The sequence below is a fragment of the Paraburkholderia fungorum genome, from assembly GCF_046026025.1.
GTDB classification, from domain to species: domain Bacteria; phylum Pseudomonadota; class Gammaproteobacteria; order Burkholderiales; family Burkholderiaceae; genus Paraburkholderia; species Paraburkholderia fungorum_E.
This window is the reverse complement of the sequence record NZ_JAQQFL010000002.1, coordinates 263048-277441: the sequence shown is the minus strand read 5'-3', so window position 1 is coordinate 277441 and position 14394 is coordinate 263048. Positions and strand designations below refer to the sequence as shown.

At 60.9% G+C, this 14394-nt stretch carries 15 protein-coding genes; 8 read left to right on the top strand and 7 right to left on the bottom strand.

All coding sequences use genetic code 11. From position 1 onward, the window contains the following. Positions 1 to 3 precede the first annotated feature (3 nt). From PQR67_RS03370 to PQR67_RS03360, 3 genes are all read left to right on the top strand, one after another. Positions 4 to 1113, top strand: a complete 1110-nt coding sequence (locus tag PQR67_RS03370) for a tyrosine-type recombinase/integrase (protein ID WP_408454430.1) — start codon at positions 4 to 6, stop codon at positions 1111 to 1113. A 206-nt stretch (positions 1114 to 1319) separates the two neighbouring features. Beyond that, entirely contained in the window at positions 1320 to 1886 is a 567-nt protein-coding gene (locus PQR67_RS03365) for a hypothetical protein (protein ID WP_408454428.1), read from the top strand. Positions 1887 to 1916: 30 nt separating this feature from the next. Beyond that, on the top strand, positions 1917 to 2489 hold the full coding sequence (locus PQR67_RS03360) for a hypothetical protein (RefSeq protein ID WP_408454425.1): 573 nt from the start codon (positions 1917 to 1919) through the stop codon (positions 2487 to 2489). A gap of 637 nt (positions 2490 to 3126) precedes the next feature. Here PQR67_RS03360 and PQR67_RS03355 read toward each other — a convergent pair. The 3 genes from PQR67_RS03355 to PQR67_RS03345 all read right to left on the bottom strand — a co-directional run bounded on the left by PQR67_RS03355 (position 3127) and on the right by PQR67_RS03345 (position 5029). Then, positions 3127 to 3480, bottom strand: coding sequence for a DUF6173 family protein (locus tag PQR67_RS03355; RefSeq protein WP_408454423.1), 354 nt, complete (start codon positions 3478 to 3480; stop codon positions 3127 to 3129). A 66-nt stretch (positions 3481 to 3546) separates the two neighbouring features. Further along, the gene (locus PQR67_RS03350; RefSeq protein WP_408454420.1) at positions 3547 to 4182 is read right to left on the bottom strand and encodes a hypothetical protein; all 636 of its coding nucleotides are present in this window, start codon (positions 4180 to 4182) and stop codon (positions 3547 to 3549) included. A gap of 130 nt (positions 4183 to 4312) precedes the next feature. Beyond that, positions 4313 to 5029 (bottom strand): hypothetical protein, encoded by a 717-nt coding sequence (locus tag PQR67_RS03345; protein ID WP_408454418.1) that lies wholly within the window; start codon positions 5027 to 5029, stop codon positions 4313 to 4315. 604 nt (positions 5030 to 5633) lie between these two features. On the opposite strand from PQR67_RS03345, the gene PQR67_RS03340 reads away from it, so the two are divergent. Then, complete coding sequence (locus PQR67_RS03340; protein WP_408454416.1) at positions 5634 to 6098, top strand: GNAT family N-acetyltransferase; 465 nt, start codon at positions 5634 to 5636, stop codon at positions 6096 to 6098. Between the two features lie 45 nt (positions 6099 to 6143). Here the strand turns inward: PQR67_RS03340 and PQR67_RS03335 are convergent, their stop codons facing one another. Next, the gene (locus PQR67_RS03335; RefSeq protein WP_408454413.1) at positions 6144 to 7013 is read right to left on the bottom strand and encodes an AraC family transcriptional regulator; all 870 of its coding nucleotides are present in this window, start codon (positions 7011 to 7013) and stop codon (positions 6144 to 6146) included. A 234-nt stretch (positions 7014 to 7247) separates the two neighbouring features. On the opposite strand from PQR67_RS03335, the gene rraA reads away from it, so the two are divergent. Further along, on the top strand, positions 7248 to 7742 hold the full coding sequence (gene rraA, locus PQR67_RS03330) for a ribonuclease E activity regulator RraA (protein WP_408454410.1): 495 nt from the start codon (positions 7248 to 7250) through the stop codon (positions 7740 to 7742). A gap of 55 nt (positions 7743 to 7797) precedes the next feature. Next, positions 7798 to 8199 carry a gamma-glutamylcyclotransferase family protein gene (locus PQR67_RS03325; protein ID WP_408454407.1) on the top strand — a complete coding sequence of 134 codons (402 nt, stop codon included), beginning with the start codon at positions 7798 to 7800 and terminating at the stop codon, positions 8197 to 8199. Positions 8200 to 8459: 260 nt separating this feature from the next. On the opposite strand, the gene aceB is transcribed toward PQR67_RS03325, so the two are convergent. Together aceB and PQR67_RS03315 are read right to left on the bottom strand one after the other, a co-directional pair. After that, the gene (gene aceB, locus PQR67_RS03320) at positions 8460 to 10070 is read right to left on the bottom strand and encodes a malate synthase A (protein ID WP_408454405.1); all 1611 of its coding nucleotides are present in this window, start codon (positions 10068 to 10070) and stop codon (positions 8460 to 8462) included. An 82-nt stretch (positions 10071 to 10152) separates the two neighbouring features. After that, on the bottom strand, positions 10153 to 11010 hold the full coding sequence (locus PQR67_RS03315; RefSeq protein WP_408454402.1) for a (S)-2-haloacid dehalogenase: 858 nt from the start codon (positions 11008 to 11010) through the stop codon (positions 10153 to 10155). A 175-nt stretch (positions 11011 to 11185) separates the two neighbouring features. Between PQR67_RS03315 and PQR67_RS03310 the strand changes: the two genes are divergently transcribed. Together PQR67_RS03310 and PQR67_RS03305 are read left to right on the top strand one after the other, a co-directional pair. Continuing rightward, positions 11186 to 12088: a LysR family transcriptional regulator gene (locus PQR67_RS03310; protein ID WP_153135388.1), complete on the top strand. Its 903-nt coding sequence runs from the start codon at positions 11186 to 11188 to the stop codon at positions 12086 to 12088. Between the two features lie 240 nt (positions 12089 to 12328). After that, the gene (locus tag PQR67_RS03305) at positions 12329 to 12763 is read left to right on the top strand and encodes a universal stress protein (protein ID WP_028199402.1); all 435 of its coding nucleotides are present in this window, start codon (positions 12329 to 12331) and stop codon (positions 12761 to 12763) included. Between the two features lie 301 nt (positions 12764 to 13064). On the opposite strand, the gene aceA is transcribed toward PQR67_RS03305, so the two are convergent. Further along, positions 13065 to 14369 carry an isocitrate lyase gene (gene aceA, locus PQR67_RS03300; RefSeq protein ID WP_408454397.1) on the bottom strand — a complete coding sequence of 435 codons (1305 nt, stop codon included), beginning with the start codon at positions 14367 to 14369 and terminating at the stop codon, positions 13065 to 13067. Positions 14370 to 14394 lie beyond the last annotated feature (25 nt).

Below are 14394 nucleotides of genomic sequence, written 5' to 3'. Positions count from 1 at the left end.
CGCATGAGCTACCACCTCTTTCGTGTCGGCAAGATCTGGCACTACCGTTTCCAGATTGACGGCAAGCGGGTCCAGCGATCGACCGGCGAGACGCTCAGGCATCGAGCTGAGCCCGTCGCAGCGCGCGCTCATCGCGACGCCAGGCTGTGGAGCCGCGGCGAACAGTCGATTCCTACTCTGCGCGAGTTGGTCGCCCAGTGGCTCACGGTCCATACACCGACTGCCAGCCGGTCACACGCCAAGATTGTCGAGGTATTCGGCAGACTGCACCTCTATCGACTTGGCGACGTGATGATCGACGAGTTGACGACGGACATGGTCGAAGAGGCTCGCAACGAGTATTTGAAGGATCATGCGCCGGCGAGCGCCAATCAGTGGCTCAAGGTGCTGCGTCTTCTCTGCAGTTGGGCCGTGCGCCGCGAAGTCATTCCGGCAGTGCACTTTCACGTGCGTGCTCTGACCGTCCAGAAGAAGCCGAGAGCGATTCTCTCGACCTCACTGGCTCAGAAGTGGCTAGCTGCCGTCGATGACCATGAGGGTGACCGGGCAGCCGTCAGGATCGCTGTGCGACTGATGCTCGGCTTGGGGCTGCGGGAGATCGAGACCATTACGGCGGACTGGAAATGGCTGGATTGGGAGCGACGCGTCTACGTGCCTGGCGAAACAAAGGGTCGTGAGGCAGATCCGATCCCCGTACCGGAGTGGCTGATCGAATATCTGCAACCGCTGCGTCAGGCGTCCGGCCTCATCGTCACGCGCCCGAATGGAAAGCCTTGCCCATCCGGCTTCACCCGCAATGCGATGCTTGCCGCAAACAAATCCGTCGGCGCCGGGCACGTCACAGCTCACAGACTTCGTGGAACGTTCGCCACTCTCATGAGTGAGATGGGTGCACCAATCCAGTCGATACAGCGCGCAATGCGACACAAGAGTCCACTGACGACCATGGCTTATCTCGAAGTCAATATGGACTTCGTTGCTCAGGCGCAGCAACGCATCGCCGACAAAATGGGCTTCGCAACGCAAAGCGGACTCAGTGGCAATCCGGTGGCGAGCACCACTGCACCCCACGGCATGCAGCAAGGCCCATCTCTTTACCACGAGTCATCGTGATGAAATGCGCCCGAGCCCGCGCAAAACCGTGGCCGCTGCCCTCAATCCGACCATCGGAACCAGGCTTTCCGGCGACCCGGGTTGCAACGGGTCCTATCTGGAGGGTCATGCACGGCGGAGTCAATAACCCCCGACTTTCCACTCACTATGAAATTCTGAAATTTGGTTGACAGAACCCCCGAAAAACCTCGATAGGAAAAAACTATATGTTCGTCTCGAAGTCAGAATTCGCTCGCATGTGCGGCGTCACAAGGCAAGCGGTTCAGAAGTGGGAAACCTCTGGATGCATTGTCCTGCAAGGGAAAGAGGTCGACGTCATCGCTTCGCACGATCGCATGATGCGGTACCGCGTCGGCGGCTCGCCGCTGCGTCAACCGCCGGTTGACAACCGTGTCAACCAACCGTCAACCGCGAGTGCATCGAGCCGCGATTTGTCAACCGACGAGCTGCTAGCGGCCGTCGACGGAACGCGGACATTCGACTTTTCGCATGGCGGGTTGACGCGGCGACTAACCGCCGTCGCTGAGATCCTCGGCTTTGATCTGATCGTGGACGGCGACGACATCGACCTTCATCGGAACGGCGAATCCCACTTTCTCTGCGATGGCTTCACGTTCGAGGAAAACGCGTTCCTCGCCCTCGAGAATCTGCGCTGGTGGCTTCGTGGTGACCGGACGGTCCCTGATGCATTCCGCCCAGCGATTCCCCTCCTTGGTACCCCTTTTGGAGCGCCGGCAACAGTTGCATGGAGCGACGAAGAGGAGGCATCGTAACGATGCACCCTTCCAACTACCGGAGAGATCATGGCCCTCATCAAGCAATCTGAGTTCGCAGACCTGTGCGGCGTGAAGCGACAGGCCGTGCACAAGTGGAAACAGGAAGAGAAACTGGTAATGGCCGGCGCCCTCGTGGACGTCGACGCTTCGCTCGCCAAACTCGGGCGCGTCCGAAAAGGCGGCTCGCCGGTCAAAGAGACACTCGCGGCAGAAGATATCGTTGAGATCGATCTGAAGCCTGGTGAGTCGCTTGACGACGCAGCGGCGCGCCTGGCGGGTGACATCGATGTGAATACAACGAGCTTCGACGAGGCGAGGCGCATCAAGGAGGTCTATCTCGCACTGCTCAACCGGCTGGACTATGAAAAGAAGTCAGGGGCGCTTGTGGAAATGGCCCTGGCGGAGAAAGTCCTGTTTGAGGCTGCTCGAGCACAGCGTGATTCGTGGCTTAGCTGGCCGGCGCGCATCGGCGCGCTGCTTGCCGCCGAGCTGGGCATCGATGAGGCGGACCGGGTGACCAATTTGCTGACCGCCCATGTGCACAAGCAGGTCGAAAAGCTTGGCGTTCCAGACGCTGACTTCATCAACCCGACCTACTGATCGCAAGTTTCGACGCGCCCGGCCGGCGGTGGCGCAATTTGGAAAAACACCGGCGGCTGTCCATGCTGAGAAGGTCGTTGCTTCCTTCCCGGTCTCGGGTGTAACGGCGGCAGGGGGCAGCACGAGGAAGGCGCTTCGGCGCCTTTTTCGTTTCATTACGCGCGCGCCATTTCGATCGCGGTCGATAGAGGAAAGTCTCTAGACGCTGTCGAGTAGAGGGTTTACGACGATCCAGGTTATCGGGGATTGCTCGCAATCTACTGGGCGGGCAACTTCGCCCGTTGCGTGAGTTGCGGGGTTTCTGCCAACTTATCGCTTAACTAATAATGAAGGAGAGGGCACATGACCAATGCATACGTCGAATACAGACCCAAATCGGACCAACAAACCCACGGAGTTACCCACCACGTGGTGATAGTCAACGAAAAGGAGGTCCAGACTTTCAGCACACAGCTCGCGGCCGAAAAATGGGCATGCTCGCAAGGCTATACAGTCCATGTCGCACGTGAACGACACCGTCAAGATCGGCCCAACCCCGCGCATTGGCGCAAGGCTGACTGCTAAATCGTAATAATGCGGGAAGGCGCTTCGGCGCCTTTTTCGTTTGATCGGCGAGATCCTTGCTACGTGGAGGGGTTCAGTCAGCAACGAAACCAATCGGTCGGCGAGGCAATTCATTTTTCAGCTTCACCAATAGGATCGACGTCTGCGTGAAATGTTGGACCAAGCGTGCTTCGTCACCTTGCTCTGTCAGACCATCGAAACAAAAGAACTGCCCTGCCCTGGAAATGCTTGAAATTTGCAGCTTGATAGCCTGCCCGAACGACGCCAGCATAGCGCCTACAGCTTCGCCTTCTGTGAGCGCGGTCTCGAACTGTTTGACCTCGTCGACTAGCACATCAAACGCGCGTTCGGCGGGGGATACGTTGGGAGGCAAAGTAACCGACGCCAATGCGTGGGAAATGGATCTTGCGTTATCTTCGGGAAACAAGTTAGCCTCGCATTGAATAGGAAAGGGTTGAGCTCACATTCGTACGGAGCCGCCGACACATAAGCCTCAAAAGACAGGCGGCTTTCCGCCAATCATGATCGTTGCCTTCTCATGATATTCATTGCCGATCGAAAAGGGGATCTTGGCTTCCTTGAGTGCGTGCGCAATCACCGCAGCCGCCGGGTCGTCAGTCTGGAAGAGGATGATGCCAGTCCAAATGACCCCCAGTGGAAACTCCTTTTTATCCACAGTCCAGCCCGCGTCGGTGAAGGTTTTTAGTATGTCCGCTGCGTACATACCAGAGTCCGGATCGCCCATTACCTCGATATTGAAGACTCCAGGCTGTTTCGATAGCTCCGCTACGAGAACCTTGTGCTGATCGGCGTCAATTCTCCGACTGGCGAACTTTCTGCGCAGTTCGATGTTTTGCTGCTCTACTTCAGCTGCATGGAGATTGGCGGCCGCAGCTGCTTCATTTGCTCGAGCAGCGCCCTCATTGGCGCGAGCAGCTGCAGCGCCCGCCAGCGCGGTTTGTGTTTCGTTATTTCTGATGCGGATGTCGGAGTAGTGCTCCCGGATCGTGCCAGTCCAGATCGCGCCTATCGTTCCGACAGCGACAAAGACGGCGCCCAAGACCAGGATAATGTTCGACAGATTAAACAGGGTGTCGGCGGTACCCGACGAGATATTTAAACTTGGCATTTTTGACCCGTGCGAGGATGCAGAAGCGGCGCAATGGATTCTACTCCGCGTAGTTCAGCGCGCGCCGAGCTGCCGCACTGAGGGAAATGGAGCGGTTGCGCAGCTAAGGCGCTTCGCCGCCTTTTTCGTTTCAAGGCCGACGAAATAGCGCCGGGGAGCCAGAGAACAAGCGCTGTTGGCGCGGTTTCACCAAGGCGCAAATACGACCCCATTCAATTGAGGCTCTGGCCATTAGGCGCACTGTGTGGCCTCGGAGCGGCACGAAGTCACGCGGTATGGTTTCGATTCCGTCAAACAACGACCGTTGGCACTCTGCCGTCGTTGCGGCACGCGCAAGTCGGGACTTGAACGCTCCCATTGTGATTGCGAGATGCGCGGCGACTCTGCTGGACTCGTTGTCGAAATGATCGAGGGCGCGCAGATAGGCGACCGCTTCGGTAAATCGCTTCGCGAGACGTTCCTCGCCGGCAGCACTTTCCTCGGCGCGCTCGATGGCGATCTCCGGCTCGTAGACGTCTGGAGCGGCCAGGCTCGAGGCGAAAGAGTTTGGAAGGAGTTCGCCGTCGTCGCCGGCTTGCCCGTGGTCCAACTGCACCGCGTACCGCATCTTGCGATTCGCGAAGCGGCCGAACGCCTTGCGGAGTTTCGTCAGGATCGCTTCCTGGAAGCTCTCGTCCTCCGGGTCGAACTTAACGCCCGTTTCTTTGTGGATGTCCTGAGCGGCAAGCCATACCTCACTCTTCAGATCGTCGACGGAATGCTCGCCGCGAGTGCCGTGAGCGAGGCGCCGCAGTTGATCGAGCATCGGCGAGATCAGCCGCGCGAAGAAGGAAGGGTCAGAAAACATGCCGCGGATGCTAAACCAAAATGCGGCGTAGGACCAGGGAGGACCGTTGGCCCTATGTGGGGGACATCAAGGCTGAAAAGCCCCTTTCATCAGCACACACATTACGCACGTACCATTTCGCTCGCAAAAATGACCCGCAAAAAGGCCCAGTCGGTGTTTGCCGCGGTGCAGATCAATTGGAGGCCGACGGGCTCTCAAGCATCGATGATCGCGCAGAGCTAATGTCAGCTTGGCTTCGGGCATGGTGCGTTTTGCTCCATCGGCTCCCGTTGGCAAGTTCATGGTGGGATCAGCGACCTTCATCTGGTGTGGGCATGAGATTTCAGGATTGGGGCGGCGTTTATGTGAATATCGCGTTTCCAATTTTGGTGGGTTGTTTGGTGGGTAGGTTGGATGGATTGTCCTTAAACCATTGTCGTGTATGGTTGAGCGGCGGACGTCCGCTCCGCCAGATTTTAAGAAGCCCACTTCGTAAGAAGTGGGCTTTTTTTATTTCAGCAGCCGCTTTGCCTGGGTATCGTCCGGGTATGCTCGGGACAAACAGCCATTGCCAGCGCGCGCGGCCTGTTTTACCGTTGACCCGACCCATCTTCGTTGTCCCGCCATGTTCGACCCAACCGAAGCTCCGTCACCGTTTTATCTGCGCCAGGCCAGCATGGACGATTTCGAGTTCGCTGAGGCGCTGACCCGCAACAATATGGGTGGCTACTATCGCCGGCACCATCTGGTCTGGCGTGGCGATCTCTTTCTCGGTAGCTGGCGCGAATCGGAAAATTTCATTCTCGAAATGGACGGCAAGCCGATCGGCGTGCTGCGCATAACGCAAGAAGGCGATTCGCTGCATATCCGCGACGTACAGATTGCCGATGGGCATCGGCGGCTCGGCGCTGGCACGTATCTGCTCGACATGTCGCATCAGTGGGCGCGCGAGCGCGGGCTCCACGAGTTGCAGTTGCGCGTGTTCGTCGACAATCCCGCGGCGCGGCTCTATCAACGCAAGGGGTACAAGCTGACCGGGCCGCGTCTGGCGCAACTCGGGGCGATCCGTCATCTGGCGCGCCGCGTCTGAGGTACTGTCGCCGGCCGTGACCTTCGCGCCATGACCTTTATGCCGTCACTTTTGTGCGGTCTCTTCGTCCGCCTCTGAATCACTACGATCCGCGCTTTCCACGCGATGCTCTGCGCCACGCTCGATGAACGCGCGCGGACTTTCGCCGAATGCCCGCCGGAACATCGCTGAGAACGCACTCTGGCTCTGATACCCCAGTTCTTGCGCGACGTGGGAAAGCGGCCGCCCCTGACTCAGGAGCGGAATCGCGCGCGCGAGAATGGCCTGCTGACGCCATTGCGAAAAGCTCACGCCTAACTCCTGGCGAAACAGTCGTGCAATCGTGCGCGTACTCGCGCCGACGCTCGATGCCCATTGTTCGAGCGAGTCGGCGTGTGTGGGGTCCGCGATCACGGCCTCGCACAGCGCACGCAAGCGCTTTTCGCTGGGCATCGGTACGGATAGCGGCAAGGGCTCCGAGCGCGTCAGTTCGTCGAGCGCGAGCGCGCCTAGCAATTGTTCGCGTGTCGCTGAAATGCCGGGGGTGTCGAGCGCGGCGATGACTTCGCGCAGCAGATCCGATACTTCGACCACGCGCGGCGTATCCAGTCCGGCCGGGACCGTGCTTTCGGTAATGTAGAGTGTGCGCAGAAAGGCGTCTTCGACCGCGACCACTTCGTGCGTTACATGCGGCGGGACCCAGATCGCTCGCGATGGCGGCACCATCCACGTTGTGCCGGTTGTTGCGACCCGTAGCACGCCGCGCGACGCATAGGCGACCTGCGCCCACGCGTGCGTGTGTCGCGCGATGCGCCAGCCCGACGGCATCAGCCTTGAGCGTACGCGAATCGGGTGAGATTGCGTCGGCTGGAATTCGGGCGGGATGTCGGCGAGACGGCCTTTGCTCGACTGATCTGGCTCAGCAGACGAATTCATGTTGAAGATCGATCCAATGGATGGAACTCAAATAACGCAGCGCCTGTGAACATGATGGAGCCCGTGAGCATGGGGCGCTCAAGCACCGCGCCTTCATGCGTTGACCGCGGCAGCGCTGAACCGGCGGCAGAGGCTCAAAACGACCGCGGGCTTCTCATTGTAGTGTTGCGTCGGAATTGACGTTGCATAATGTCCCGATTGTGTCCCGATTGCACGGATTCCGAGGAGGACCCCATGAGCGTTGCAACCGCTGACTTGTGCGATGCACACGAGGATCAACTGGCGCTGGGCACACTGCGTGTGCTCGAGCCGGTTTTTCATCTCTTCAGCCGGGCCGAATCTTTCAGCGGCCAGGCGGTGACGCTCAAGGTGTTCGAAGACAATGCGCTTGTGCATGCCACGCTCGAGGAGAAGGGCGCCGGCCGGGTGCTGGTGGTCGACGGTGGCGGCAGCCTGCGTTGCGCGCTGGTCGGCGGCAACCTCGCGCAAATCGCCGAGCAGAATGGCTGGGCGGGCATCGTGCTGAACGGCTGCGTGCGCGATACGCTGGAGCTCAATGAGATCAATGTCGGCGTGGCGGCGTTGGCAACCTGCCCACGGCGCGGCCAGAAGCTCGGCACGGGTGAGCGCGACGTGCCGGTGCAATTGCCGGGCGCGCTGGTGCGTCCGGGCGAGTGGATCTATGCGGATATCGACGACGTGCTGGTGGCGAGCGCGCCACTGAACTGAATCTCCGGCAACAGCCGGGGTGAGCCGGACCCATCATCAAGGAGAACAAACGACGATGCAGACCGTTTTCGTATACGGCACCTTGCGTGCCGGTGAAGTGAATGACCTCCGGGAAGCTGCAGCGCGCCACGAGATCGCTGCGCCGAATCTGCTTGGCACGGCCACGGTGCGCGGCCATCTGTTCGACTTCGGTCTGTATCCTGGCCTGGTGGTCGACGAGGCGGGTGTGGACGTCACGGGCGATGTCTATGAAATCGACGATGAGCTGGTCGCGGTGCTCGATGAGATTGAAGCGGTGTATCCCGGCGTCGAAGATCGTTTCCTTGCCCGGGAAGTGATGGTGAAAGTAGAGGGCAACGTCGTGAACTGCCGCTTCTATCCGGTCGCGCCCAATGCGGTGAAGGGCCTTCCGGAAATCAGATCGGGCGATTGGGTCGAGCATCGCAGCACCCGCTGAGGGATGGCATAGCTGACCCGCGGCGGGCGCATCGCAAGCACGTGGCCGACGCATAACGCGTCCATCGCGAGTGCACGACAAGCACGCAGCAAGCGCACGACAGGCGCACCACGGGTGCAAAAAAACGGCCCGGCAGGCATGCGCCTGTCGGGCCGTCCGGTCGGTCAGCCTTGCGAGCCGGGCCGCTCTTTCATCTTGCGTGGCTGGTGAAAGCGGGCCCGGTACGACGTCGTTATTGCTGCTGCCTGAGGCTCAGCCCCTCAGATTTCCTCGTACAGCGGCAGCGTCAGGAAGTCGGTGAACTGCTCCGATGTCGACATTTCGTCGAAGATTTGTGCAGCGCGATCGTACGGCCGGGTATCGCCGCCGACTGCCTGCTTCACCTTGCCGAGTTCTTCTGCCGACAACGCGCGCACCAGGTCGGCCGTCACCTTGCGGCCGTCTTCGAGCTTGCCCTTCGGCGAGCGAATCCATTGCCACACTTGCGAGCGCGAAATTTCCGCGGTGGCGGCGTCTTCCATCAGGTTGTGAATCGGCACGCAGCCATTGCCCGCGAGCCACGAACCCAGGTAGTGAATGCCGACGTTGATGTTGTTGCGCAGACCGCCCTCGGTGATCGGCGCTTCCGGGCGGAAGTCCATCAGGTCGGAGGCCGCGACCAGCACGTCGTCGCGTTGCTTGCCGATCTGATTCGCCTTGTCGCCGAGCACCTTGACGAATTCTTCCATCGCGATCGGCACGAGACCCGGATGCGCGACCCAGCCACCGTCGTAACCGTCGCCGGCATCGCGTGCCTTGTCGGAGCGCACACCGCCCATGGCCTTGTCGTTCGCCGCCGGATCGTTCTTGATCGGGATCAGCGCGCTCATGCCGCCGATTGCCGGGGCGTTGCGGCGATGGCAGGTCTTCAGCAGCAGCAGCGCGTAGGCACGCATGAACGGTGAGGTCATGGTGATCTGCGAGCGGTCGGCGAGACAGAAATCGCGGTCGCTCTTGAACTTCTTGATCGCCGAAAAGATGTAGTCCCAACGGCCGGCATTCAGACCCGAGCTGTGCTCGCGCAACTCGTACAGGATCTCGTCCATTTCAAACGCGGCGACGATCGTTTCGATCAGCACGGTCGCGCGAATCGTGCCGCGCGGCACGCCGACGGCCTCCTGGGCGGCGACGAAGATGTCGTTCCACAGGCGCGCTTCCAGGTGGCTCTCCACCTTCGGCAGATAGAAGTAGGGCGCCGTGCCGCGCGCAACCTGTTCCTTCGCGTTGTGAACCATGAAGAGCGCGAAATCGAAGATGCCGCCAGAGACGCGCTTGCCGTCCACCGTCACATGTTTTTCGTCCAGATGCCAGCCGCGCGGACGCACGATCAGCGTGGCGATCCTGTCGTTCAGTGTGTACGACTTGCCGTTCTGTTCGAGCGAGATCGTGCGGCGCACCGCGTCCTTCAGATTGATGTGGCCGGTGATCTGGTTATCCCAGCTCGGCGCATTCGAATCTTCGAAGTCGGTCATATACGAATCCGCGCCCGAATTCAGCGCGTTGATGATCATCTTGCGCTCGACCGGACCGGTAATTTCCACGCGGCGGCATTGCAGATCTTGCGGCAGCGGCGCGATCTTCCAGTCGCCTTCACGCACGCTTTTTGTTTCGGCGAGGAAGTCGGGGCGCTCGCCGGCGTCGAGCCGTTTGGTGCGCTCGACACGCGCCTGCAAGAGCTTCTGACGGCGCGGTTCGAACGTGCGATGCAGCGCGGCGACGAGCTCAAGCGCTTCGCGGGTGAGGATTGCTTCATAGCCCGGCTTGATTTCAGCCGTGATTTCCATGCCCTGCGGCAACTGCAGCGATGACTGCGATGACAGCGGATTCGCCATGGTTTTTCCTTGGTCGGTCAGATTGCAAAAGTGCAAATGTTGAGATGAGGTTGAGTTGCGTCGTGGGGTCCAGGGGTAGCCGTCAAGTGCCAGGGCTGTGGCGCGTGCGGCTGCCACCGGGGTTTCCGGTGCTGCCCGTGCCGCTAGTGCGGCCGGGCGACGCGAGGGACTTCAGAAAAGCGAGCAGATCGTTCATGCTTCCGCCCGCGCCATGCGGCGTGACGCCCAGTTCTTCGGCTGGTGCGTTTTGCCGGTTAAGCCAGAAAGTGGTGAAGCCAAACCAGCTCGCGCCCGCCACATCCCAGCCGTTCGACGACACGAAGACAATCTCGCGCGGCTCGACGCCGAACGCTTGCGTGCCGAGCGAATAGGCCGCGGGCGAGGGCTTGTAGGCGCGTGCGGTATCGACGGATAGGACGTGGTCGAACAGACGCGTCATGCCCGCGCTTTTCACGGCGATGTCGAGCATTTGCGGATTGCCGTTCGAAAGAATCGCGAGACCGGGCCGGGCTCTTGCCGCTGCCCCGGTTTTGTCGCTTGCAGATGCAGGTGTGACCCCGCACGACGCCACCGGCGCGTCGCGCAACTGGCGTAGCGCGGGCACTGCATCGGGAAACGCGGACAGGCATGCATATTCGTCCATCAAACGCTTTTCCGCCGCACGGCCCAGCGTGAGATGCAGTTTCCTGGCAGCGAAGCGCAAGGCGTCGAGCGTGATGTCCCAGAACGGCCGGTAATGCGCGCCGGGTGAGCCGGCCGGATCGGCGAGCGTGCGCAGTTGCGTGTATTCGATCTGTTTTTGGCGCCACAACTGCGAGAGCGCGTCGCCTTGGCCCGGGAACATCTGCTCCGCGGCAGCGATCACCGAATGCACGTCGAAAAGCGTGCCGTATGCGTCGAAAATCACTGCTTTGGGGAAAGGTGTCGTTGTGGCCGACATTGCCGTGCACTCCTATCAGAGGTCAGGACGGATTGTATTAGTGATGCTCCACGATAAAAAAGAGGCTAAAGATCACTTGATCTTTTACTTTCATACACCTAATCTGACGCGCACCGACCACTTTCCCGCGTGACTCCCAAGGGAATTCCTTTCGGGCGCCGCGGCTCCGCGACCCATGGACCGTTTCAAGCAGATCGAGACTTTTGTTACCGTTGCGGCCAAGGGCAGTTTGTCCGCCGCGGCGCTCGCTGAAGGCGTTGCGCCTGCCATCATCGGCCGCCGCATCGATGCGCTCGAAGAGCGCCTCGGCGTCAAACTGCTGGTACGCACCACGCGCAAGATCACGCTGACCTTTGAGGGTTCGGCATTTCTCGAGGATTGCCAGCGCGTCATTCACGACATGCAGAACGCCGAGGCCAGCGTGTCGGCGGGCGGCGTAAAGGCGAGCGGCCATTTGCGGCTGTCGGCGCCGGCCGGGTTTGGACGCCGGCATGTTGCGCCGTTGGTGCCTGCGTTCACCGTTGCGCATCCAGATGTGTCGATCACGCTCGACTTGTCCGACCGGCTGGTCGATCTCGTCAACGAGGGATTCGACTGCGCCGTGCGTCTGGGCGAGCTGCCGGATTCGTCGCTGGTGTCGCTCAAGCTCGGTGAGAACCGCCGCGTGTGTGTGGCGTCGCCGTCGTATCTGAGCCGGCGCGGCTCGCCGCACACGCTGGCCGATCTCGCGCACCACAACTGCCTCGCGCTCGGCGCGAGCGCCAATCAGCAGCGCGGCTGGATGTTCCAGCAGGGCGACAAGGTCGTGTCGATCAAGGTGTCCGGCACGATGGAGTGCTCGGATGGCGCCGTGCTGCACGAGTGGTGCCTCGAGGGTTATGGGCTCGCCTGGCGCTCGTGGTGGGAGGTCGGTACGGATATCGCCGCTGGCCGGCTGGTTAGCGTGCTCGACGAGTTCGCCGCGCCGCCGATCGGCATCCATGCGGTTTTTCCGCAGCGCCGGCATTTGCCGCTGCGAGTTCGCCTGTTTCTGGACTTTCTCAAGCATACGTACGGCCATCCCGATTACTGGAACTGACGCCGGCCGAGGTGCTGCCTGGATGCGACTCAGATGCTGCTCAGGTGCCACTGAAGTCCGGTGGGTCTGGCGCAATGCCGCCCCGCACAACCGCCGTGCAGCGGGTTTCCGATATGCGGACAGACCCGCACGACGGCCTTGGCCTCATTTCCGCGACCTACAATCGATTGGAGCGGCTTCTATACCGAGCCGCGAGGGACGCTGACGCCGCGCTGCACGAAGCCGGCGACGGAGGGCATCATGTTCAGGCACATCCTGGTTCCGACCGATGGTTCAGACCTGTCACGCAAAGCGATAGACGGCGCCATCGATCTCGCGCAGGCCGTCGGCGCTCGCGTTACTGCCTACGCCTGTCTGCCGCAATATCCGTACTCCCCGTTCTCGGATGTCGTGATCGAACCGCCGGTCGAGTTTTTGCAGCGCAGCGAGCGTGAAGCGCGGGTGCATCTGCGGGAAGTGGAGTTGGCCGCACGCCGTGTCGGCGTTGCGTTCGACAGCCGCACCAGCGTGCATCCGGCGCCGTATCTCGGCATCATCGAAGCCGCGGAGCAGGGTGGCTGCGACGTGATTTTCATGGCTTCGCACGGGCGGCGCGGTCTTGGCAGCCTGCTGATCGGCAGCGAGACGCAGCGGGTCCTGACGCATACGAAAATTCCCGTGATCGTGTACCGCTAAGCGGCCGGTCTTCGACTCACATCGCGGGCGGGGGCACGGCGTAAAAAAACGCGCCGGCGATCAGGCCGGCGCGTCCTATGCTCGCCGCACAATGCCTTGTGCTGGCTTTGTCTACATTGCCGCCATCACTCCCAGATTCCAGCCATCGGGGCAGACGGCGTACTCTCCAGCCCCGATGGCTTCACTCCTCCCTGACGGCGACCCTCTCACGGGGCCGCTTTTTTGTCTGCCTTGCGGTTCCTGCGATCAGACCTCGACGTGACTCAAGTGACTCTCAAGTGACGTAAGTTGCCTAAGTGACTTAGGCAACCTTCTTGTCGAAGAACTGTTCGTCTTCCGTCGAGCCGTGCAGCGCGGTCGTCGATGCATCGCGCTCGACCGTTTGCGTCACGGCGTCGAAGTAGCCGGTACCGACTTCGCGCTGATGCTTGACTGCGGTGAAGCCCTTTTCGGCCGCGGCAAATTCTGCCTGCTGCATTTCGACGAACGCGGTCATCTGGTTGCGGGCATAGCCGTGCGCCAGGTTGAACATCGAGTAGTTCAGCGCGTGGAAGCCGGCCAGCGTGATGAACTGGAACTTGTAGCCCATTGCGCCGAGTTCGCGCTGGAACTTGGCGATGGTTGCGTCGTCCAGGTTCTTCTTCCAGTTGAACGACGGCGAGCAGTTGTACGACAGCAGCTGATCCGGGAATTCCTTGTGGATCGCGTCGGCGAATTTCTTCGCGAACTCGAGGTCCGGCTTGCCGGTTTCGCACCAGATCATGTCGGCGTACGGCGCGTAGGCGAGGCCACGCGAGATCGCCTGGTCCAGACCCGGCTTGGTGCGGTAGAAACCTTCCACTGTGCGTTCGCCCGTCAGGAATGGCTTGTCGTTGTCATCCACGTCCGACGTGATCAGGTCGGCGGCTTCAGCGTCGGTGCGAGCCAGCAGCACGGTCGGCGTGCCGGAGACGTCGGCGGCCAGACGCGCGGCGGTCAGCTTGGCGATGTTTTCGCGGGTCGGCACGAGCACCTTGCCGCCCATGTGGCCGCACTTCTTCACCGAAGCAAGCTGATCTTCGAAGTGCACGCCCGCAGCGCCCGCTTCGATCATGGCCTTCATCAGTTCGAACGCGTTCAGCACGCCGCCGAAGCCGGCTTCCGCATCGGCCACGATCGGCGCGAAGTAGTCGATATAGCCTTCGTCGCCCGGGTTCTTGCCTTCCGACCATTGGATCTGGTCAGCGCGCGTCAGCGTATTGTTGATGCGCTTCACGACGAGCGGCACCGAGTTCGCCGGATACAGCGACTGGTCCGGGTACATTTCACCGGCCACGTTCGCGTCGCCCGCCACTTGCCAGCCCGACAGGTAGATAGCCTTCAGGCCGGCCTTGACCTGCTGCATCGCCTGGTTGCCGGTCAGCGCGCCGAGCGAGTTCACGAACGGCTCGTTGTTGACGCTTTCCCACAGCTTTTCCGCGCCGCGCTTGGCGAGCGTGTGTTCCACTTGCAGCGAGCCGCGCAGACGGATCACGTCTTCAGCGGTGTACGTACGCTTCACGCCTTTCCAGCGCGGATCGGTTTCCCATTGCTGTTGGAGTTGCTTGGCTTGTTGTTCGCGCGACATGGTGTGCTCCTTGGTTGCCTGTAAT